Origin of the sequence: Pseudomonas rustica (genome assembly GCF_049959085.1) — a bacterium.
Lineage (GTDB): Bacteria > Pseudomonadota > Gammaproteobacteria > Pseudomonadales > Pseudomonadaceae > Aquipseudomonas > Aquipseudomonas rustica.
This window is the reverse complement of the sequence record NZ_CP188200.1, coordinates 4,685,107-4,705,112: the sequence shown is the minus strand read 5'-3', so window position 1 is coordinate 4,705,112 and position 20,006 is coordinate 4,685,107. Positions and strand designations below refer to the sequence as shown.

Here is a 20,006-nt window from a genome sequence, read left to right as displayed (position 1 = left end):
TGGCATTTGTCAGGCCGGGCGTTTGCCGCTTTCAGACCTTGCGGGTTTCACCGCAGGGCAGTAACAGGTAACAAAATCATGGCAAAAGAATACAGCCGTACCCAACGTATCGGCGATCAGATGCAGCGCGAGCTGGCCCAACTGATCCGTCGTGAAGTCAAAGATCCACGTGTGGGTCTGGTCACCATTACCGCTGTTGAAGTCAGCCGTGACGTCGGTCACGCGAAGATTTTCATCACCGTAATGGGGCAGGACAACGCTGAAGACATCGCGCAAAGCATCAAGGTGCTGAATGCCGCCGCAGGTTTCCTGCGCATGCAACTGGCCCGTGAAATGAAGCTGCGCAGCGTGCCGCAACTGCACTTTCACTACGACGAATCCGTCGTGCGTGGCGCGCATTTGTCAGCGCTGATCGAGCGTGCCGTGGCTGAAGACAATCAGCACCCGGTCGCTGCTGAACCTGAAGACACCAAGGAGTAATTCGGTGGCTCAGGTCAAACGTATCCGTCGTAACGTCAGCGGCATTATCCTGCTCGACAAGCCGTTGGGGTTTACCTCCAACGCCGCGTTGCAGAAGGTTCGCTGGTTGCTCAACGCCGAGAAGGCCGGTCACACCGGCAGCCTCGACCCGCTGGCCACCGGCGTCTTGCCGTTGTGCTTTGGCGAGGCGACCAAGTTCTCGCAATACCTGCTCGATTCCGACAAGGCCTATGAAACCCTGGCGCAGCTGGGCAAGACCACCACCACGGCCGATGCCGAGGGTGAGGTTTTGCAGGAGCGTCCGGTGACCGTTGGTCGCACCGATGTCGAAGCGGCATTGCCGAAATTTCGTGGGCAAATCAGTCAGATACCGCCGATGTACTCGGCGCTCAAGCGTGATGGCCAGCCGCTGTACAAGCTGGCGCGTGCAGGCGAAGTAGTGGAGCGCGAACCGCGTTCTGTTACTATTGCGCGCTTGGAATTACTGGCCTTCGAAGGCGATACTGCGCGTCTTGCGGTGGATTGCAGCAAGGGCACCTATATTCGCACCCTGGTGGAGGATATCGGTGAGCAACTCGGTTGTGGTGCGTACGTCGCTGAATTGCGCCGTACCCAGGCCGGGCCTTTCACCTTGGCGCAGACCGTGACCCTCGAAGAGCTGGAAGCGGTACATGCCGAAGGCGGCAACGAAGCGGTTGATCGCTTCCTGATGCCATCGGACAGCGGCTTGCAGGATTGGCCGCTGCTGCACTTCTCGGAAGCGAGCGCGTTCTACTGGCTCAACGGCCAGCCGGTACGTGCCCCGGATGCTCCGAAGTTCGGCATGGTGCGGGTACAGGATCACAATGGTCGCTTCATCGGTATCGGTGAAGTGAGCGAAGACGGGCGCATTGCGCCACGTCGACTGATTCGGTCGGAATGACCGAAACCGGTCTGTGTCAAAGCAGGCTGGCGAGGGTGGCTGTTAACAGGCACGGTCACTACTCATTTATAGATACAGGGATTTGTCCCTGGCCTGTTGAAGCTGTTTCTTTGAAACAGTTTCCTGATAAAAGGATTGCCTCATGGCTCTCGACGTTCAAGAAAAAGCTCAAATCGTTGCTGACTACCAGCAAGCTGTTGGTGACACTGGTTCGCCAGAAGTGCAAGTTGCACTGCTGACCCACAACATCAACAAGCTGCAAGGTCACTTCAAGGCCAACGGTAAAGATCACCACTCCCGTCGTGGTCTGATCCGCATGGTAAACCAGCGTCGCAAGCTGCTGGACTACCTGAAAGGCAAGGATCTGGGTCGTTATCAGACTCTGATCGGTCGCCTGGGTCTGCGTCGCTAATCAGTGATTGCGCTATGAGGTTGGTTGTCTGTCGGACGTCAGCGGTTTACCGCCGGCGGCTTGCAGGCTCCCAGCCTCAAGTTTTATCTGGATACACGTTTTACCCTGGACAGGCGTTGGGCCGATTCCCGACATTGCCCAAGAATTCGCAAGAAACCAGTTCCCCCAAGAGCCACAAAGAAGGTAGGACACCGTGAACCCGGTAATCAAAAAATTCCAGTTCGGTCAATCGACCGTTACCCTCGAGACTGGCCGTATCGCCCGTCAGGCCTCCGGCGCAGTATTGGTCACCGTTGACGACGACGTCAGCGTATTGGTGACTGTAGTCGGTGCAAAACAAGCCGATCCAGGCAAGGGCTTCTTCCCTCTGTCGGTTCACTACCAGGAAAAGACTTACGCTGCCGGTAAGATCCCTGGCGGTTTCTTCAAGCGTGAAGGCCGTCCTTCCGAAAAAGAAACCCTGACTTCCCGACTGATCGACCGTCCGATCCGTCCGCTGTTCCCAGAAGGCTTCATGAACGAAGTGCAGGTTGTCTGCACCGTCGTTTCCACCAGCAAGAAGACCGATCCGGACATCGCTGCGATGATCGGTACCTCGGCTGCCCTGGCCATCTCGGGTATTCCGTTCGACGGCCCGATCGGCGCCGCTCGTGTAGCTTTCCACGAAAGCACCGGCTACCTGCTGAACCCGACTTACGAGCAGCAAGCTGCTTCGAGCCTGGACATGGTCGTTGCCGGTACTTCGGACGCCGTGCTGATGGTTGAATCGGAAGCCAAAGAGCTGACCGAAGACCAGATGCTGGGCGCCGTACTGTTTGCTCACGACGAATTCCAGGTTGTGATTAATGCGGTTAAAGAACTGGCCGCTGAAGCTGCCAAGCCAACCTGGAACTGGGCTCCTGCGCCAGAAGCCACCGAACTGCTGGGCGCTATCCGTGCCGAGTTCGGCGAAGCGATCTCCCAGGCTTACACCATCACCATCAAGGCCGACCGTTACGCTCGCCTGGGTGAGTTGAAGGATCAGGTTGTTGCCAAGCTGTCCGGTGAAGAAGGCCAGCCTTCGTCCAGCGAAGTCAAAGCTGCCTTCGGCGAAATCGAATACCGCACCGTTCGCGAAAACATCGTAAACGGCAAGCCACGTATCGACGGTCGCGACACCAAAACCGTACGTCCGCTGAACATCGAAGTCGGCGTTCTGCCGAAGACTCACGGTTCGGCGCTGTTCACCCGTGGTGAAACCCAGGCTCTGGTAGTCGCGACTCTGGGTACTGCCCGTGACGCACAGCTGCTGGACACCCTGGAAGGCGAGAAAAAAGACCCGTTCATGCTGCACTACAACTTCCCTCCGTTCTCGGTAGGCGAGTGTGGTCGCATGGGTGGTGCTGGTCGTCGTGAAATCGGTCACGGCCGTCTGGCCCGTCGTTCGGTTTCGGCCATGCTGCCAGCCGCTGACGTGTTCCCGTACACCATCCGCGTGGTTTCGGAAATTACCGAATCCAACGGTTCGAGCTCGATGGCTTCCGTTTGCGGCGCTTCCCTGGCCCTGATGGACGCTGGTGTGCCGATGAAGGCGCCAGTTGCCGGTATCGCCATGGGTCTGGTTAAAGAAGGCGAGAAATTCGCCGTTCTGACCGACATCCTCGGTGACGAAGACCACTTGGGCGACATGGACTTCAAAGTAGCCGGTACCGCCAAAGGTGTTACCGCGCTGCAGATGGACATCAAGATCAAAGGCATCACCGAAGAAATCATGGAAATCGCTCTGGGCCAAGCCCTGGAAGCGCGCCTGAATATCCTCGGTCAGATGAACCAGATCATTGGCCAGTCGCGTACCGAACTGTCGGCCAACGCTCCGACCATGATCGCGATGAAAATCGACACCGACAAAATCCGTGACGTTATCGGTAAAGGTGGCGCGACCATCCGTGCGATCTGCGAAGAAACCAAGGCTTCGATCGACATCGAAGACGACGGTTCGATCAAGATCTTCGGCGAAACCAAGGAAGCTGCTGAAGCTGCACGTCAGCGCGTTCTGGGCATCACCGCTGAAGCCGAGATCGGCAAGATCTACGTGGGCAAGGTTGAGCGCATCGTCGACTTCGGCGCATTCGTCAACATCCTGCCGGGCAAGGACGGTCTGGTGCACATTTCGATGCTGAGCGACGCTCGCGTAGAGAAAGTGACCGACATCCTGAAAGAAGGCCAGGAAGTGGAAGTGCTGGTACTGGACGTGGACAACCGCGGCCGTATCAAGCTGTCCATCAAAGACGTGGCAGCAGCCAAGGCTTCGGGCGTTTAATCAGCCCAAAGCGTTAGCGCAATAAAAATGCCCCGCCGTGAAAACGGTGGGGCATTTTTTTGTCTGGCATAAAGATCAAAAGATCGCAGCCTGCGGCAGCTCCTACACAAGTGGTGTGATAACCCGATCATGTAGGAGCTGCCGCAGGCTGCGATCTTTGCTTTTGTGAAAACCGGTGCTAGGTTTGGCCCACCGCCCGTGTAGCTCAGCCGGTAGAGCAGCGCACTCGTAACGCGAAGGTCGCAGGTTCGATTCCTGTCTCGGGCACCATTTCCCTCATGCCCCCTCGATTTATGTCCCTCAGGTCAAAGTTTTTGTGAGAGAGATGTAAAGACCCGTGTAATTCGTCATGCAAACGTCCTATATTCGGTGCCTGCATGAGCATCGCTTAGCAGTTTTCAGATGATCCCGAATGGTTCCGAAGGCCGGAAAAAACCGCGTCAGAGAGATCCTTGATGATCCAGATCCATCCTCCATTCTTACGATCAGCGAGAACGCCATGACCGAATTAACTCAAGAGCAACGTCACGAACAAGCGCTGGAGAAATACAAACTCGACGCGCCCCAGCTGTTGGAAGAGATCAAGGACTTGAGTCCTGACGATCAGAAAGACCAGATTCAGTGGGCATTCGAAGACGAAGCCGAGGCCCAGGGCCTGCAGCCGTGGGAACTGACGCTCAAGTACACGAGCACGCCGGAGGAGTTCGAGGCGCAGCGCCTCGTGCTGCACAAAGAGGCGGCGGAAGTGCTGGGTGTCGATTGGGAAGAGTACTGCGAGATGAATAATCTCGTCGTATAAGAGCAGCAGCGAGTCTCAAGCGGCAAGCTACAAGTCGGAGCAAAAGCGCTGTGGCTTGTAGCTTGTAGCTCGCAGTTTGCCGCTGCTGTTAAAGACTCAAGCGCATCGACAGGTCGACCGCTTTGACATCCTTGGTCATCGCGCCGATCGAGATGTAATCCACCCCGGTTTCGGCGATTGGCAGCAGCGTGCTTTCGTTGATGCCACCGCTGGCCTCCAGTTTCGCCTTGCCGCCGTTCAGGCGCACGGCTTCGCGCATGTCGCCCAGGCTCAGCTCATCGAGCATGATGATGTCGGCGCCGGCTTCCAACGCTTCTTTCAGCTCTTGCAAACTTTCCACTTCGATTTCCACCGGTTTGCCCGGCGCAATCTTGTGCGCGGCCGCGATGGCCTGCGGGATTCCGCCGCTGGCAGCGATGTGGTTTTCCTTGATCAGGAACGCGTCGTAAAGGCCGATGCGATGGTTGTGGCAGCCGCCGCAGGTCACTGCGTATTTCTGCGCCAGACGCAGCCCCGGCAGGGTCTTGCGGGTGTCGAGCAGCTTGACCTGAGTCTCGCCGACAAAATCCGCAAGGTACTGCGCCCGCGTCGCCACGCCGGACAGCAGTTGCAGGAAGTTCAGCGCACTGCGCTCGCCGGTCAGCAGCGAACGGGCCGGGCCTTCCAGATGAAAAAGCGGCTGATTGGGTTTCACCCGCTGACCATCTACTACTTGCCAATGCACCGCGACGCGCGGGTCGAGCTGACGAAAAACCGTATCAACCCACGCTGTGCCGCAGATGACGGCGTCGTCACGGGTGATGATGGTGGCTTTGGCCAGACGTTCGGCCGGGATCAGTTGCGCGGTGATGTCGCCGCTGCCGACGTCTTCGAGCAACGCACGGCGCACGTTGGCTTCGATTTCGGCGGTCAAATCGGCGAGACGTAGATTCGGCATAACGGGCTCCACAAACAAAGTGATTCGATTATAGGGGCATGGCGCGAGCCAACCCAAGGCGTGAACGTGCGTGGTTGACTGCATCCGGTCGAATTTCTTTGAGCAAAGGCCGGCCGACGTGGTCAATGCAAGGGGCGAGGTATAGGGGAAACCCTGACGGCTATAGCGGCGGTGACACCTTTTGCAAGATAATCCGCCTTGCATTTGACGTCATGGCTTTGACGTCCTGATTGAAATTGTGGGAGCGAGCCTGCTCGCGAATGCATTCTTTCAGTGACATTGCTGCGGCTGACATACCGCCTTCGCGAGCAGGCTCGCTCCCACAGGGGATCCGGGTTGGCTTGACCGATTGAATCACCGTTTCAGGAGGCTTGGATGCACAACGACGGGAAAGTAGTGCCTTTTCACAAGGGGACTACGGATCAGGCGAACCATTCGCCGCTCGCCCGCCTGCCTGTGATTCTGCTTCAGGTTCGCGACAAGGCTGCGCAGCAACTGCGCCACGGCTTGCAGGAGTTGTTCGATAACGCCGACGACACTCTCTTCGAAATGGCGGATCGCGCACGCAATGACGTCGAACAGAACATCTTTTTCGAAGCCATGCGCGACCTGCGCCTGAAGCGCAAAAACATCGAGCGTGGTTTTCTCGAACTGTTTTTCGAGGCTTTCGTCGGCCTCACTCAATACGACGCCTCACCCAACGCCTTGCCGCCCGCACTGATGTTCGACGAGTCGGCGCCACGCACCGACGACATGGAGCGCAGCGTGGCGATTGAGACCATGGTTGGCCGGGTGCTCAAGCGCGATGGCTTTGCGCTGGATCAACTCAGTGCACGGCTCAGCGTTTTGCTCGGCAAACCTCTCGACGCGCAGCACAACCCGCTCGCCCCGGCGATGCTCTGTGAGTACTTCTTGCAGGCCGGGCGCAACCTCGGCGTGGAGATCAAGGTCAAGCTGATCCTGCTCAAACTGTTCGAGCGCTATGTCCTCGCCGACACCGAGCAGTTGTATGCCGAAGCCAACCAACTGCTCAGCGTCACCGGCGTACTGCCCGAGCTGAAGCCGGCGCCGGCGCGACGTGCGCTTGATCGCGCGATGGCCAACGTGCACAGCGAAGACAGTGAAGAACCGCTGCCGGCCGACGAGGGTGTGCAAGAAGTCTTCGCCGCGTTGCAGGAACTGTTACTGCAAGTGCGCGGCAGCGTCGCGCCAACACTCGAGCCCAGCGCTGCTACGCAGCCGATCAGCACCCGCGACCTGCTGCGTCTGCTCTCGCACTTGCAACAATACGTGCCGGCACTCGCGGCGCAGGACGATTTCGATCTGCGCAATCAGCTTGAACAGTTGTTGACGCGGGTCAGCCTCAGAAGTGGCAAATCACGGATTGTCGAGGGCGCGGACGAAGACGTGATCAACCTGATCGCCATGGTCTTCGAATGCATTCTGGATGACCGTAATGTGCCGGATTCGCTCAAAGCGCTGATCGCGCGATTGCAGATTCCGATGCTCAAAGTGGCGGTGCTCGACAAGAGTTTCTTCAGCCGCAGCAGCCACCCGGCACGGCGCCTGCTCAATGAAATCGCCGCTGCCGCAATGGGCTGGGGCGATAGTGACAACGAAGCGCGCGACAACCTGTATCTGCGTATCGAACAAGTGGTGCAGCGCCTGCTCACGGATTTTGTCGACGATCCGGCAATTTTTTCCGAGCTGTTGGCGGACTTCCTCGCGTTCACCAGCGACGAACGCCGCCGCAGCGAACTGCTTGAACAACGTTTGCGCGATGCCGAAGAGGGCCGGGCGAAAACCGAGCTGGCTAGGCGCCGGGTCGAACGGGCGTTGAATCAAGCGCTGTTGGGCAAAGTGTTGCCGCCGGCAGTGGTGACGTTTGTTGAGGATGCCTGGAGCAAAGTGCTGCTGCTGACCTGTCTCAAACATGGCGAGGCTTCCGCCCAGTGGCGTGACGACGTGCAGACCATGGAACAACTGGTCTGGAGCGTGCAGCGTCACAACGACGCGGAATCCGGTCTGCGTCTGTTGGCTTTGGTGCCCGGCCTGCTCAAATCGCTGCGAGATGGCCTGACTCGTGCGGCATTCGATCCATTTGCCACCAGCGAATTTTTCAGCGAGCTCGAAACCCTGCACGTGAGGGTGCTCGAACCTGCCAGCGAGGCCGATCCGATGATCGAAGTTTCGCAGCAGATTGTTTTGCCTTCCGCCGATGAGGGCGCAATGGCGAAAAACTCTACGCATCTGCCGGACGATGCCGCCGGTCTGCGCCAGGTCGATCAATTGCGTCTGGGCAGTTGGGTGGCGTTTCAGGAAGACGAAGAACACAGCTTGCGCTGCAAACTCGCGGCGATCATCGACGCCACTGACAAATACGTCTTTGTCGACCGCACTGGCATGAAAGTCCTCGAGCGCAGTCGCGCAGCACTGGCGGTGGAATTCCAGCGTGGCGCCGCGCGAACACTGGACGACACCTTGCTGTTTGACCGGGCACTGGAGTCGGTGCTGGGCAACCTGCGGCGACTCAATCGTTCCAAGTGATCGCGCGCCGGGTGCCGATCACGGCATACTGGACGCCAACACAGTCGGCGCTGAAGGAATCGTTATGCAGCTGGATCCCGCTAGCGGGTGGTGTCACGGGGTGCAGGTGTGCCCATCGCCCAATTTCAATGAACGCCCGGCGGGCGAAGTTTCCCTGTTGGTCATCCACAACATCAGCCTGCCACCGGCGCAATTCGCCACCGGCAAGGTGCAGGAATTTTTCCAGAACCGTCTGGATGTCACCGAACATCCCTACTTTGCAGGGATCGCCGACCTACGCGTCTCGGCGCATTTTCTGATTGAACGTGACGGCAAGGTCACCCAGTTTGTCTCCTGTCTGGAACGGGCGTGGCATGCGGGCGTGTCGATTTTTGACGGTCGCGAAACCTGTAACGATTTTTCCGTGGGCATTGAGCTCGAAGGCACCGATGATCTGCCCTTCACCGATGCGCAGTATCAAGCGCTGACCGTGCTCACCCGTCAGTTGCAAAGAGCATTTCCGGCCATCACCGGCGCCCGTATTTGCGGGCACAGCGACATCGCACCCGGGCGTAAGACCGATCCTGGCCCGGCATTCGACTGGGCGCGTTACCGCGCAGCCCTGGCACAAGAGGAAGGACAATGAGTTTTCTGGTGTTACTGCTGGCCGTCTGGATCGAGAAGTTCTCGGCCCTGCGCCATCGGGTTCAACGCGATGGCGGATGGATCCGCGAACTGAACAAACTCGAAAGCAGCGAGCGACTGGCGGGTAAACCGTGGCTGGTGCTGACCATTCTGGTGCTGTTTCCGGTGGCGCTGCTGGCGCTGTTGCTGGTGGTGCTGGAACCGGTGGCTTACGGTCTGCTGGCGTTGCCGGTACATCTGCTGGTGGTGATTTACAGTCTGGGACGCGGCGATTTGCTCGGCGGTCTCGGGCCGTTCCGCGATGCCTGGCGCCGTGAAGATCTGCAAGCGGCGGCGCATGTCGCCAAGCGCGATCTGAATATCTGCGCCGACAGTGGCGAAGAGCTGCTCGATCGCGTGCAAGGGCATTTGCTGTGGGAGGCCTATCAGAGCTTTTTCGCGGTGATCTTCTGGTACTTCGTGCTCGGCCCGGTGGCGGCGTTGGCGTATCGCTTGCTGGCGCTGGCTGAAGAACACGGCACGAACCCGGCGCTGGTCGAACGCGCCGCGCAATTGCGCCATGCCTTTGATTGGGTACCGGTGCGACTGCTGGCGGCGAGTTTTGCCTTGGTCGGCAATTTCGTTGCGGTTGGCCGGGTGATGTTGCATGAGTTGCTGAACTGGAATATCAGCGCTGCGCAACTGATCAACAAGGTCGGCTTGGCAGCGGGGGAGATCCCGCCCGCTGCGGTCGGGCCGGAAGGCATTACTACCCTCGACAGTCTGTGGGAACTGCTGCTGCGCGCGGCGGTGTTGTGGTATGCCGGGTTTGCGCTGTGGACAGTCTTGATTCACTGATTTAAACAAAGATCAAAAGATCGCAGCCTGCGGCAGCTCCTACAGAGATTGGTTTTTGTAGGAGATGCCGCAGGCTGCGATCTTTTTTTTCGTTAACCTTAAGTTACAAAACCTCCCGCCGATTTGAGCTATACAGTGATGGCGCCGGATAGTGGCTATCTGCTGTCGTCCCGCGCCTGCCAATAAAAACAAGAAAAACCAAGGGAGACTTCCAGTGAAGAGCTTGCTCTATCCCGCCGTCTCGCTGATGAACCGTCTGAGCTTCGGCATGAAGTTCAGCTTGATCAGCGTGCTGTTCCTGGTGCCGATGCTGGTGACCAATTTCTATCTGGTGCGCGATTCCTATCGCGAATTCCAAGGCACCCGCGTCGAATTGCAGAGCCTCGATCTGCTGGGCAGCAGCCTGACCCTGCGCCGGGATCTGGAAACCCTCAACAATCTGGTGCAGATCAACGTCACCCTTGGCCAGTCTGGCAAGGCGGGCAACATCGAATCGAAAATCACCAGCCTCGAACAAGCCGTGCTGACACGCCTGCAAGGGCTGACGGCGATGGCCGACGATCCCGAGCAGATCAAGGTGTTCGACGGCAAACGCGATGAAATGATTGCCGCGTTCAAAGCCCAGCAAGTGGAAAGCTCACTGCAAAGCAAAAGTGCGCTGATCGGCAAATTACTCGCCAGTGCGCAGATTTTCAGCCAGATCATCACCAGCCAGGCTGGTTTGAGCCGCGACAATCAGGGCGATATCCGTCAGCTCAGCGAGCTGGTCACCCTGATCACCCCCGGCGTCACCCAAACCCTCGGCGAAGGCCGGGCGATCGGTTCGTACTCGCTGGCGCAGGGCTTTCTCAACAGTGCCTCCAGTACGCGGTTCGACGAACTGCTGGTGAAGATCGAAAAACTCCAGGGCGAGTACGGCTTGAAACTGCAGGACGCCCTCGCTTCCAGCAAATCCTCGCGGGACGACCTCAGCGTCGAGGCCGACAACAGCAAGGCATCGCTGAAGCAAGCCAGCGAATTGTTCGAAGAACAGGTGGTGATGGCCGACACCCTCGATGCGCCGTGGCAGGCGTTTTACGACCAGGTCACCGCGTTGATGGATAAAACCTACGCGCTCAACGAAGCTTCGCTGAAATTTCTCGACAGCCAATTGCAGCAACGTCTGGCGCATAACCGCACGCACATGATCTTGCAGGCTGTGGCGCTGTCGGTGGTGTTTGTACTGATTTTCTATCTCTATGGTGGTTTCTACGCCTCGACCCGCACCACGCTCAAACGCCTCGGCGCGATGATGGACAAGGTTGCGGCGGGTGACATGACGGTCAACTTCAAAGCCAATAGCCGCGATGAGTTGGGTGAGTTGGGCGAAGTGTTTAACGGCACGGTGAGGAAGATTCACGACCTGATCGAACGTGTCGGCCAGACAGTTGGCGAAGTCGAGCGTCAGGCTGGGCAGGTAGAAAACGTCTCGGCGCAGAGTAATCAGGCAGTCGCGGGGCAACGCACGCAGATCGAGCAAGTGGCGACGGCGATGAATCAGATGTCGGCGACCTCGCTGGAAGTCGCGCGCAGTGCCGCAGCGGCGGTGAGCAGCGCCCACAGCGTCAATAACGAAACCCTCAGCGGGCGTGGATTGGTCGAGTCGCAGCAGGGCAGCATTGCTGCGTTGGCCAGCGAGATTGATCAGTCGGTGCTGGTGATCAATCAACTGGCGAGCGACAGCCAGTCGATCAGCCGCGTATTGGAAGTGATCAAAAGCATCGCCGAGCAGACCAACTTGCTGGCGCTCAACGCCGCAATCGAAGCCGCGCGGGCTGGCGAGCAGGGCCGCGGTTTTGCGGTAGTGGCGGACGAAGTACGCACGCTGGCCAAACGCACTCAGCAATCGACCGAAGAGATCGAGCAGATGATCGCCAAGTTGCACGGCGGTGTCGGCGCGGCGGTGAAGGCCATGGGCGTCAGCCATCAGATGGCCAATGGCACGGTCGGGCAGTCGGAAAAGGTACAGCAGGCCTTGGAAAACATACTCGGCGCTGTGGGCATGATCGTCGATCAGAACCAGCAGATTGCGGCGGCGGTGGAGCAGCAAACGGCGGTGGCCCATGACATTGATCAGAACATCGTCGAGATCAATCGCGCCGGCGAGCGCACGGCGCAAGGCGCGCACCAGACCGAAGACGCCAGTCGCGCGCTGTCTGCCCAGGTCGTCGAGCTAAAACAACTGATCAGCGCCTTCCGCGTCTGAGCCATACACAAACCCCCTGTAGGAGCTGCGGCACGCTGCGATCTTTTGCTCTTGATTTCAAAGATCAAAAGATCGCAGCCTCGTTTCACTCGACAGCTCCTACAGGGTGAGATGTGTTACCAGCCGAACACTTCGCAGCTGTTGGCGGTGCTCGCGGCGGCGAGTTGTTGTGGGGGGATCTGCATCAATTCAGCCAATGCCGCGCAAATCGCCGGCAAGTGCGCCGGTGTATTGCGGACACCGGGAAACATTGCCGGCGCCATGTCCGGTGAATCGGTTTCCAGCACGATCGAGTCCAGCGGCAAGTCCGCCAATACCCGATGCATACGCAACGCCTGCGGCCACGTCGGCGCGCCGCCCAGACCCAGTTTGAAACCGAGTTTGATGTACTCCCGCGCCTCTTCACGGCTGCCGGCAAAGGCGTGGATGATCCCCGCGCGTTTGAGCTTGAAGCGCTTGAGCGTGGCGATCACCGCTGCATGGCTGCGCCGCACATGGATCAGCGCCGGCAATTGAAAATCCGCAGCGAGTTGCAGCTGTGCTTCGAACAACGACTGTTGCCGCTCGCGATCCAGCGTTTCGATGAAGTAATCCAGACCGATCTCGCCGACCGCGCACAACTGTCGATGACCCTTTAATCGGGTCAGCCAATCACCGAGTGCCGTCAAATCTTCAGGACGATGTTGATCGAGATACACCGGGTGCAAGCCGAACGCCGCGTGCAAATCAGCATCGCTCTGCACCAGATCCCACACCCGTTGCCAGTTGCCCTCGTACACGCCCAACACCACCATCCGCCGCACCCCGAGGGCGCGGCTTTCGGCGAGCAACGCCGGGCGATCGGCGTCGAAGTCGGGGAAGTCGAGGTGGGTGTGGCTGTCGATCAGCTCCACGGCTCAGTCCCGGTGAATACGCTGCTTGAAGGTTCGCGCAATGGCCTGCACGCCGGGCTTGTATTCCGATTGCTCGACGGCAGCGAGCGCCAGTTCCAGCGCCTTGTCGGCGATCAATTGGTGCTGCTGGGCCATGGCGTTGACCGGCAACGGCAGGAAATCCAGCAACTGCGTGTCGCCAAAGGTGCCGAGGCGCAGCGGCCGCGATTTCAACGGGAAGTCATGCAGCGCATCGAACACGCCCTGCAACAGCACGTAGGAAGTTGTCACCAGCGCGTCGGGCAAATGCCCCAGACGTTGCAGGAGTTCTTCCATCAATTGCTTGCCACATTCGCGGCTGAAGGCTTCGGCGTGCTCCACGAGCACTTCGCCTTTGAAATCGGCCAAGGCTTGTTTGAAACCGGCGGCACGTTCCTGGCTGATACTCAGCTCAGGCCGCGCACCGAGCAGTACGATTTGCTTGAGCTGCGGTTCGAGCAGGCTTTGCGTCAGGTGCTGACTGGCCTCGCGGTCGTCACTGATCACCGAGCAAAAATGCTCCGGCTCCATGACCCGGTCGATGGCGATGATCGGCGTGCCCTTGGCCTGCAACTGCCGATAACTGTCATCACCGGCCGGCAGGCAACTGGCGACGATCAGCGCATCGCAACGACGCGCGCGGAACAGTTGCAGCAACTGGCGCTCGCTGTCCGGCGCATCGTCCGAGCTGGCGATCAGCAGTTGATAGCCGCGCGCTCGCGCACCTTGCTCCAGCAGCTTGGCGATCCGCGCGTAACTGGGGTTTTCCAGATCCGGCAGGATAAAACCCAGCGTGCGCGTATGCCGACTGCGCAGCCCGGCCGCTTGAGGATTGGGTGTAAAGCCATGCAGATCGACCACCGCCCGCACACGTTCGACGGTGGCGGTGCTGATGCGCTGCTGTTCGGCCTTGCCGTTGATGACGTAGCTGGCGGTGGTCACGGACACTCCGGCCAACCGCGCGATATCACTGAGTTTCAACCCGGGATTTCCTTGTTTTTTCGAGCTTGCCGCAACATTTTCGCCAATCCTACCCGATTAGGGCAGACGACTATTGTCGCAACGCATCCGACAAGTTGGACTTCAAGGATGGGACATTATCGAGTAACGTGCCGATCAATCTAGATTAAACGTTTCAGCAAGCGTATTTTCTACGTTTTAGACGCCTTTGGCCGGTTCTGCCGTGAAACCGCCAAAACTGCCGCTGAAAAGCGAAGCAATCCAGCGCCTAAGCTGTGACCATTCAAAACAATACCTGGCGCATCCAGCGTCAAAAAGGAGATTGCATGCTCGAGCTCACTATAGAGCAGATATCCATGGGCCAATCGGCTGTGGATAAACCCGCTGCCTTGCAACTGCTGGCCGATCATCTGGTGGCGGATGGTCTGGTCGCCGACGGTTACCTCGCCGGTTTGCAGGCCCGGGAAGCGCAGGGCTCGACCTTTCTCGGTCAAGGTATTGCCATCCCCCATGGCACCCCGGAAACCCGCGATCAGGTGTTCGCCACGGGCGTGCGCCTGATGCAATTCCCTGAGGGTGTGGATTGGGGCGATGGCCAGATCGTTTATCTGGCGATCGGCATCGCGGCCAAATCCGACGAACATTTGCGTCTGCTGCAATTGCTGACCCGCGCCCTCGGCGAGACCGATCTGGGCCAGGCCCTGCGTCGCGCCAGTTCGCCGGAAGCGCTGCTGAAACTGCTGCAAGGCGCGCCGCAGGAACTGGCGCTGGATGCACAGATGATCGGCCTCGGCGTGTCGGCTGACGATTTCGAAGAACTGGTCTGGCGAGGCGCGCGTTTGCTGCGTCAGGCCGATTGTGTGAGCAACGGTTTCTCGGCGGTGCTGCAACAGGTCGAAGCGCTGCCGCTGGGCGACGGCTTGTGGTGGTTGCACAGCGAACAAACGGTGAAGCGTCCGGGCCTGGCGTTCGTCACGCCGGACAAACCGATGCGCTACCTCGGCCAGCCGCTCAGCGGTCTGTTCTGTCTGGCCAGCCTCGGCGAAGCGCACCAGGCGCTGCTCGAACGTTTGTGTGCATTGCTGATCGAAGGTCGCGGCCATGAATTGGGCCGCGCCACCAGCAGCCGCAAAGTCCTTGAAGTGCTCGGCGGTGAATTGCCCGCCGACTGGCCGAGCGCGCGCATTGCGCTGGCCAACGCCCACGGCTTGCACGCGCGTCCGGCGAAGATCCTCGCGCAACTGGCGAAGCGTTTTGATGGTGAGATTCGTGTGCGCATCGTCGACGGTCAGGACAGTGCTGTATCGGTGAAGAGTTTGAGCAAACTGCTCAGCCTCGGCGCCCGTCGCGGTCAGGTGCTTGAGCTGATTGCCGAACCGAGCATCGCTGGCGACGCCTTGCCGGCCTTGCTTGCGGCTATCGAGGAAGGTCTCGGTGAAGAAGTCGAGCCGCTGCCCGCCATCAGTGAGCACCGTGAAGTTTTTGCCGACATCGCTGAAGTGCTGGTCGCCCCGGCGTCCGGCACTCAGTTGCAAGCCATCCCCGCCGCGCCCGGCATTGCCATCGGCCCGGCGCATATTCAAGTACAACAAACCATCGATTACCCGATGCGGGGCGAGTCCGCCGCGATCGAACGCGAGCGCCTCAAACAAGCGCTCAGCGATGTGCGCAACGACATTCAGGGTCTGATTGAACGCAGCAAGGCCAAAGCCATCCGCGAGATCTTCATCACCCATCAGGAGATGCTCGACGACCCGGAACTCACCGACGAAGTCGACACCCGCCTCAAGCAAGGCGAAAGCGCCGAAGCGGCGTGGATGGCGGTGATCGAAGCGGCGGCCAAACAACAGGAATCGCTGCAAGACGCCTTGCTCGCCGAGCGCGCGGCGGATCTGCGTGACATCGGCCGCCGCGTGCTGGCGCAACTGTGTGGTGTGCAAACCCCGAGCGAGCCTGAGCAACCGTACATTCTGGTGATGGACGAGGTCGGCCCGTCCGACGTCGCGCGGCTGGATCCGGCGCGTGTGGCGGGGATTCTCACCGCACGCGGCGGCGCCACCGCGCACAGTGCCATCGTTGCGCGAGCGCTCGGGATTCCGGCGCTGGTCGGTGCTGGCGCCGCAGTGTTGTTGCTGGCGCCGGGCACGCCGTTGCTGCTCGACGGTCAACGCGGTCGCCTGCATGTCGACGCCGATGCTGCGACCCTGCAACGAGCCACTGAAGAACGCGACACCCGCGAACAACGCTTGAAGATTGCCGCCGAACAGCGCCACCAACCGGCACACACCACCGACGGTCACGCGGTCGAAGTGTTTGCCAACATCGGTGAAAGCGCGGGCGTAATCAGCGCGGTAGAGCAGGGCGCCGAAGGCATCGGTCTACTGCGCACCGAACTGATTTTCATGGCCCATTCGCAAGCGCCGGACGAGGCCACGCAAGAAGCTGAATATCGTCGTGTGCTCGACGGCCTCGCCGGGCGTCCGCTGGTCGTTCGCACGCTGGATGTCGGCGGCGACAAACCGCTGCCGTATTGGCCGATCGCCAAAGAAGAAAATCCGTTCCTCGGCGTGCGCGGCATTCGCTTGACCTTGCAACGTCCGCAGATCATGGAAGCGCAACTGCGCGCCCTGCTGCGGTCGGCGGATAACCGTCCGTTGCGGATCATGTTCCCGATGGTCGGCAGCGTTGAAGAATGGCGTCAGGCCCGCGACATGACCGAGCGTCTGCGTCTGGAAATCCCGGTCGCCGATCTGCAACTGGGGATCATGATCGAAGTGCCGTCCGCCGCATTGCTGGCGCCGGTGCTGGCCAAGGAAGTCGACTTCTTCAGCGTTGGCACCAACGACCTCACGCAATACACCCTGGCCATCGACCGTGGTCATCCGACCTTGTCGGCGCAGGCGGACGGCCTGCACCCGGCAGTGCTGCAACTGATCGACATCACCGTGCGCGCGGCCCATGCCCACGGCAAATGGGTCGGTGTTTGCGGTGAGTTGGCGGCGGATCCGCTGGCGGTGCCGGTGCTGGTTGGTCTCGGTGTCGATGAGCTCAGCGTGTCCGGGCGCAGCATTGCTGAAGTGAAGGCGCGCATCCGTGAACTCAGCCTGACGCAGGCGCAAACCCTTGCTCAACAGGCCCTGGCCGTGGGCAGCGCCAACGAAGTGCGCGCATTAGTGGAGGCCCTGTAATGGCCAAGATTCTTACCCTGACCCTCAACCCGGCGCTCGACCTTACCGTCGAACTGCCACGGCTGGACGCCGGTCAGGTCAACCGCAGCGACGAGATGCACACCCATGCCGCCGGCAAAGGCGTGAACGTCGCGCAGGTGCTCGCCGACCTCGGTCATCAACTGACGGTCAGTGGCTTTCTCGGCGAAGACAATCTGCAAGCGTTCGAAACCCTGTTCGCCAAGCGTGGTTTTGTCGACGCATTTATCCGCGTGCCGGGTGAGACGCGCAGCAACATCAAAGTCGCTGAACAGGACGGCCGCATCACCGACATCAACGGCCCGGGGCCGGTGGTCGATGCTGCCGCGCAGCAGGCGTTGCTTGATCGTTTGGGGCAGATTGCACCGGGTCATGACGCGGTGGTGGTCGCCGGCAGTTTGCCGCGTGGCGTCACGGCGCAGTGGTTGCGTGAGCTGATCGAACGGCTCAATCAGCTCGGCTTGAAAGTCGCCCTCGATTCCAGCGGCGAAGCGTTGCGCGAAGCATTGAAAGCCAGTCCATGGCTGATCAAACCGAACACTGAAGAACTCGCCGATGCGCTCGGTTGCGAGGTGGTTTCGCACACGGCGGAAGCGCAGGCAGCGGCGCGTTTGCATGCGCAAGGCATCGAGCACGTGGTGATCTCCCACGGTGCTGACGGCGTGAACTGGTTCAGCGTCGGTTCGGCGCTGCACGCCACGCCGCCGAAGGTCAGCGTCGCCAGCACGGTCGGTGCCGGTGATTCGTTGCTGGCCGGCATGCTCCACGGTTTGCTCAGCGCCGACACGCCCGAGCAGACCCTGCGCACGGCCACCGCGATTGCGGCGATGGCGGTGACCCAGATCGGTTTCGGCATCCACGACCGTGCGCAACTGGCGCAGCTCGAACAGGGCGTGCGCGTGCGCCCCCTGACAGAACAATAAGAGGGTTTGTCATGAAATTAGCCATTGTTACGGCTTGCCCGAACGGCATGGTCACCAGTGTGCTGTGTGCGCGTTTGCTTGATGCGGCGGCGCAGCGTCAGGGCTGGAGCACCAGCGTTGAAGTGGTCGATGCGGCGCACCCGGAACGCGAATTGTCGGCGGCGACGATTGCCGCGGCGGAGTGGGTTTTGTTGGTCGCCACGGGGGCGGTCGACATGACGCGTTTTGTCGGCAAGCGAGTTTTCCAGATTGCCCCGGCACAGGCGCTACAGGATGTCGAAGCGGTGCTGCGGCGTGGCGCGGAAGAGGCATCAGTCTACGTTGCCAGCGCCGCTGAACCGGTCGCTGATGCGTCGCGTGTGCCGCGCATCGTCGCCATCACCGCGTGCCCGACCGGTGTTGCTCATACCTTCATGGCCGCCGAAGCCTTGCAGCAAACTGCCAAGCGTTTGGGCTATGAGCTGCAAGTCGAAACCCAAGGCTCGGTGGGCGCGAAAACCCCGTTGAGCGCGGCGGCGATTGCTGAAGCGGATGTGGTGTTGCTGGCGGCGGATATCGAAGTCGCCACCGAGCGTTTCGCCGGTAAGAAAATCTATCGTTGCGGCACCGGCATCGCGTTGAAGCAGTCCGAAGCCACGCTGAAAAAAGCCTTGGCCGAAGGGGCTGTGGAAAGCGCGGCGAGTGACGGCAAAGCACCGGCCAGGCAAGAGAAAACCGGCGTCTATAAACACCTGCTGACCGGCGTGTCGTTCATGCTGCCGATGGTGGTGGCGGGCGGTTTGATGATCGCGCTGTCGTTCGTGTTCGGCATCACCGCGTTCAAGGAAGAAGGCACGCTGGCGGCGGCGCTGATGCAGATCGGTGGCGAGACCGCGTTCAAACTGATGGTGCCGCTGCTGGCGGGTTACATCGCTTATTCGATTGCTGACCGTCCGGGCCTGGCGCCGGGAATGATTGGCGGCTTGCTCGCGAGTACGTTGGGCGCCGGGTTTATCGGTGGCATCGTCGCCGGTTTTATCGCCGGTTATGCGGCGAAGGCGATCAGCCGTTATGTAGCGTTGCCGCAGAGTCTGGAAGCGCTGAAACCGATTCTGATCATCCCGTTGTTTGCCAGTCTGTTTACCGGGCTGGTGATGATTTACGTGGTCGGCAAACCGGTCGCCGGGATGCTGTTGGCGCTGACGAGTTTTCTCGACAGCATGGGCACCACCAACGCGATCCTGCTCGGCGTGGTGCTTGGCGGCATGATGTGCGTCGACCTCGGCGGGCCGATCAACAAAGCCGCGTACGCGTTCTCGGTGGGGCTGCTGGCGTCGCAGAGTTATGCACCGATGGCGGCAACGATGGCAGCGGGGATGGTGCCGCCGATTGGTCTGGGCATTGCCACGTTTATTGCGCGGCGCAAGTTCGCGCAGACCGAACGCGAGGCGGGTAAAGCCGCGTTGGTATTGGGGCTGTGCTTTATCTCTGAAGGGGCGATTCCGTTTGCCGCGAAAGACCCGTTGCGGGTGATTCCGGCGAGCATTGCCGGTGGTGCGTTGACCGGTGCGTTGTCGATGTATTTCGGCTGCAAACTGATGGCGCCGCACGGTGGCTTGTTTGTGTTGGCGATTCCGAATGCGATCAACCATGCGCTGTTGTATCTGCTGGCGATTGTCGCCGGAAGTTTGTTGACCGCTGTCGTCTACGCCACAGTCAAACGCCCCGAAGCCGTCGAACTGGCCCTCGAACCTGCCAAGGCTTAACTAACACCGCGAAACCTTTGTAGGAGCTGAGCTTGCTCGCGAAAGCGGTCTGGCATTCACCGAAGATGTCGACTGACATGGCCTCTTCGCGAGCAAGCTCGGCTCCTACAAGGGCGGGTGTCATGTCTGTTTCATGTGGGCGTGCTTAAGTTTCCCTTT

15 protein-coding genes, 1 tRNA gene and 1 pseudogene are annotated in these 20,006 nt (G+C 59.9%); 14 read left to right on the top strand and 3 right to left on the bottom strand.

What is annotated here, in order from left to right; genetic code table 11:
* The first annotated feature begins 78 nt into the window (after positions 1–78).
* The 6 genes from rbfA (at position 79) to ACP3TY_RS21475 (ending at position 4,912) form a co-directional block, all read left to right on the top strand.
* Positions 79–480, top strand: coding sequence for a 30S ribosome-binding factor RbfA (rbfA, locus tag ACP3TY_RS21500; RefSeq protein ID WP_007915259.1), 402 nt, complete (start codon positions 79–81; stop codon positions 478–480).
* Positions 481–484: 4 nt separating this feature from the next.
* The gene (gene truB, locus ACP3TY_RS21495; RefSeq protein ID WP_053117035.1) at positions 485–1,402 is read left to right on the top strand and encodes a tRNA pseudouridine(55) synthase TruB; all 918 of its coding nucleotides are present in this window, start codon (positions 485–487) and stop codon (positions 1,400–1,402) included.
* Positions 1,403–1,544: 142 nt separating this feature from the next.
* Positions 1,545–1,814, top strand: coding sequence for a 30S ribosomal protein S15 (rpsO, locus tag ACP3TY_RS21490; RefSeq protein ID WP_003177875.1), 270 nt, complete (start codon positions 1,545–1,547; stop codon positions 1,812–1,814).
* A gap of 193 nt (positions 1,815–2,007) precedes the next feature.
* Complete coding sequence (pnp, locus tag ACP3TY_RS21485) at positions 2,008–4,113, top strand: polyribonucleotide nucleotidyltransferase (protein WP_053117036.1); 2,106 nt, start codon at positions 2,008–2,010, stop codon at positions 4,111–4,113.
* Positions 4,114–4,307: 194 nt separating this feature from the next.
* Positions 4,308–4,383 (top strand) — tRNA-Thr (locus ACP3TY_RS21480).
* A 229-nt stretch (positions 4,384–4,612) separates the two neighbouring features.
* Positions 4,613–4,912, top strand: coding sequence for a DUF6388 family protein (locus ACP3TY_RS21475; protein WP_159812909.1), 300 nt, complete (start codon positions 4,613–4,615; stop codon positions 4,910–4,912).
* Between the two features lie 88 nt (positions 4,913–5,000).
* Here the strand turns inward: ACP3TY_RS21475 and nadC are convergent, their stop codons facing one another.
* Entirely contained in the window at positions 5,001–5,849 is an 849-nt protein-coding gene (nadC, locus tag ACP3TY_RS21470) for a carboxylating nicotinate-nucleotide diphosphorylase (protein ID WP_426618436.1), read from the bottom strand.
* Between the two features lie 375 nt (positions 5,850–6,224).
* Here nadC and ACP3TY_RS21465 point away from each other — a divergent pair, with 375 nt between their 5' ends.
* The 5 genes and pseudogenes from ACP3TY_RS21465 (at position 6,225) to ACP3TY_RS21445 (ending at position 12,102) form a co-directional block, all read left to right on the top strand.
* The gene (locus ACP3TY_RS21465) at positions 6,225–8,396 is read left to right on the top strand and encodes a DUF1631 domain-containing protein (protein ID WP_426618435.1); all 2,172 of its coding nucleotides are present in this window, start codon (positions 6,225–6,227) and stop codon (positions 8,394–8,396) included.
* A 64-nt stretch (positions 8,397–8,460) separates the two neighbouring features.
* Positions 8,461–9,021, top strand: a complete 561-nt coding sequence (ampD, locus tag ACP3TY_RS21460) for a 1,6-anhydro-N-acetylmuramyl-L-alanine amidase AmpD (RefSeq protein WP_053117041.1) — start codon at positions 8,461–8,463, stop codon at positions 9,019–9,021.
* On the top strand, positions 9,018–9,857 hold the full coding sequence (ampE, locus tag ACP3TY_RS21455; RefSeq protein ID WP_053117042.1) for a regulatory signaling modulator protein AmpE: 840 nt from the start codon (positions 9,018–9,020) through the stop codon (positions 9,855–9,857). Before ampD ends, ampE begins: the two co-directional genes overlap by 4 nt.
* A gap of 247 nt (positions 9,858–10,104) precedes the next feature.
* A pseudogene (locus ACP3TY_RS21450) lies at positions 10,105–11,196 on the top strand (methyl-accepting chemotaxis protein); the annotation flags it as partial.
* On the top strand, positions 11,173–12,102 hold the full coding sequence (locus ACP3TY_RS21445) for a methyl-accepting chemotaxis protein (RefSeq protein ID WP_426620511.1): 930 nt from the start codon (positions 11,173–11,175) through the stop codon (positions 12,100–12,102). The pseudogene ACP3TY_RS21450 and the gene ACP3TY_RS21445, both read left to right, overlap by 24 nt.
* 116 nt (positions 12,103–12,218) lie before the next feature.
* Here ACP3TY_RS21445 and ACP3TY_RS21440 read toward each other — a convergent pair whose 3' ends face one another.
* Together ACP3TY_RS21440 and cra are read right to left on the bottom strand one after the other, a co-directional pair.
* Positions 12,219–12,995: a TatD family hydrolase gene (locus ACP3TY_RS21440; RefSeq protein WP_426618434.1), complete on the bottom strand. Its 777-nt coding sequence runs from the start codon at positions 12,993–12,995 to the stop codon at positions 12,219–12,221.
* Between the two features lie 3 nt (positions 12,996–12,998).
* Positions 12,999–13,994 carry a catabolite repressor/activator gene (gene cra, locus ACP3TY_RS21435; protein ID WP_212544096.1) on the bottom strand — a complete coding sequence of 332 codons (996 nt, stop codon included), beginning with the start codon at positions 13,992–13,994 and terminating at the stop codon, positions 12,999–13,001.
* A gap of 305 nt (positions 13,995–14,299) precedes the next feature.
* Between cra and ptsP the strand changes: the two genes are divergently transcribed.
* Genes ptsP through ACP3TY_RS21420 form a run of 3 tightly spaced genes read left to right on the top strand, consistent with a single transcriptional unit; the run spans position 14,300 to position 19,847 of the window.
* Positions 14,300–17,161, top strand: a complete 2,862-nt coding sequence (ptsP, locus tag ACP3TY_RS21430) for a phosphoenolpyruvate--protein phosphotransferase (RefSeq protein WP_426618433.1) — start codon at positions 14,300–14,302, stop codon at positions 17,159–17,161.
* Entirely contained in the window at positions 17,161–18,102 is a 942-nt protein-coding gene (gene pfkB, locus ACP3TY_RS21425; RefSeq protein ID WP_426618432.1) for a 1-phosphofructokinase, read from the top strand. Before ptsP ends, pfkB begins: the two co-directional genes overlap by 1 nt.
* A gap of 11 nt (positions 18,103–18,113) precedes the next feature.
* Complete coding sequence (locus ACP3TY_RS21420) at positions 18,114–19,847, top strand: PTS fructose-like transporter subunit IIB (RefSeq protein WP_212544093.1); 1,734 nt, start codon at positions 18,114–18,116, stop codon at positions 19,845–19,847.
* Positions 19,848–20,006 lie beyond the last annotated feature (159 nt).

Bases quoted from the DNA above. Each gene is read 5' to 3' on its own strand.
- rbfA (WP_007915259.1), top strand. From the start codon at position 79: ATGGCAAAAGAATACAGCCGTACCCAACGTATCGGCGATCAGATGCAG.
- rpsO (WP_003177875.1), top strand. From the start codon at position 1,545: ATGGCTCTCGACGTTCAAGAAAAAGCTCAAATCGTTGCTGACTACCAG.
- ACP3TY_RS21475 (WP_159812909.1), top strand. From the start codon at position 4,613: ATGACCGAATTAACTCAAGAGCAACGTCACGAACAAGCGCTGGAGAAA.
- nadC (WP_426618436.1), bottom strand. From the start codon at position 5,849: ATGCCGAATCTACGTCTCGCCGATTTGACCGCCGAAATCGAAGCCAAC.
- ACP3TY_RS21465 (WP_426618435.1), top strand. From the start codon at position 6,225: ATGCACAACGACGGGAAAGTAGTGCCTTTTCACAAGGGGACTACGGAT.
- ampD (WP_053117041.1), top strand. From the start codon at position 8,461: ATGCAGCTGGATCCCGCTAGCGGGTGGTGTCACGGGGTGCAGGTGTGC.
- ampE (WP_053117042.1), top strand. From the start codon at position 9,018: ATGAGTTTTCTGGTGTTACTGCTGGCCGTCTGGATCGAGAAGTTCTCG.
- ACP3TY_RS21445 (WP_426620511.1), top strand. From the start codon at position 11,173: ATGACGGTCAACTTCAAAGCCAATAGCCGCGATGAGTTGGGTGAGTTG.
- ptsP (WP_426618433.1), top strand. From the start codon at position 14,300: ATGCTCGAGCTCACTATAGAGCAGATATCCATGGGCCAATCGGCTGTG.
- pfkB (WP_426618432.1), top strand. From the start codon at position 17,161: ATGGCCAAGATTCTTACCCTGACCCTCAACCCGGCGCTCGACCTTACC.
- ACP3TY_RS21420 (WP_212544093.1), top strand. From the start codon at position 18,114: ATGAAATTAGCCATTGTTACGGCTTGCCCGAACGGCATGGTCACCAGT.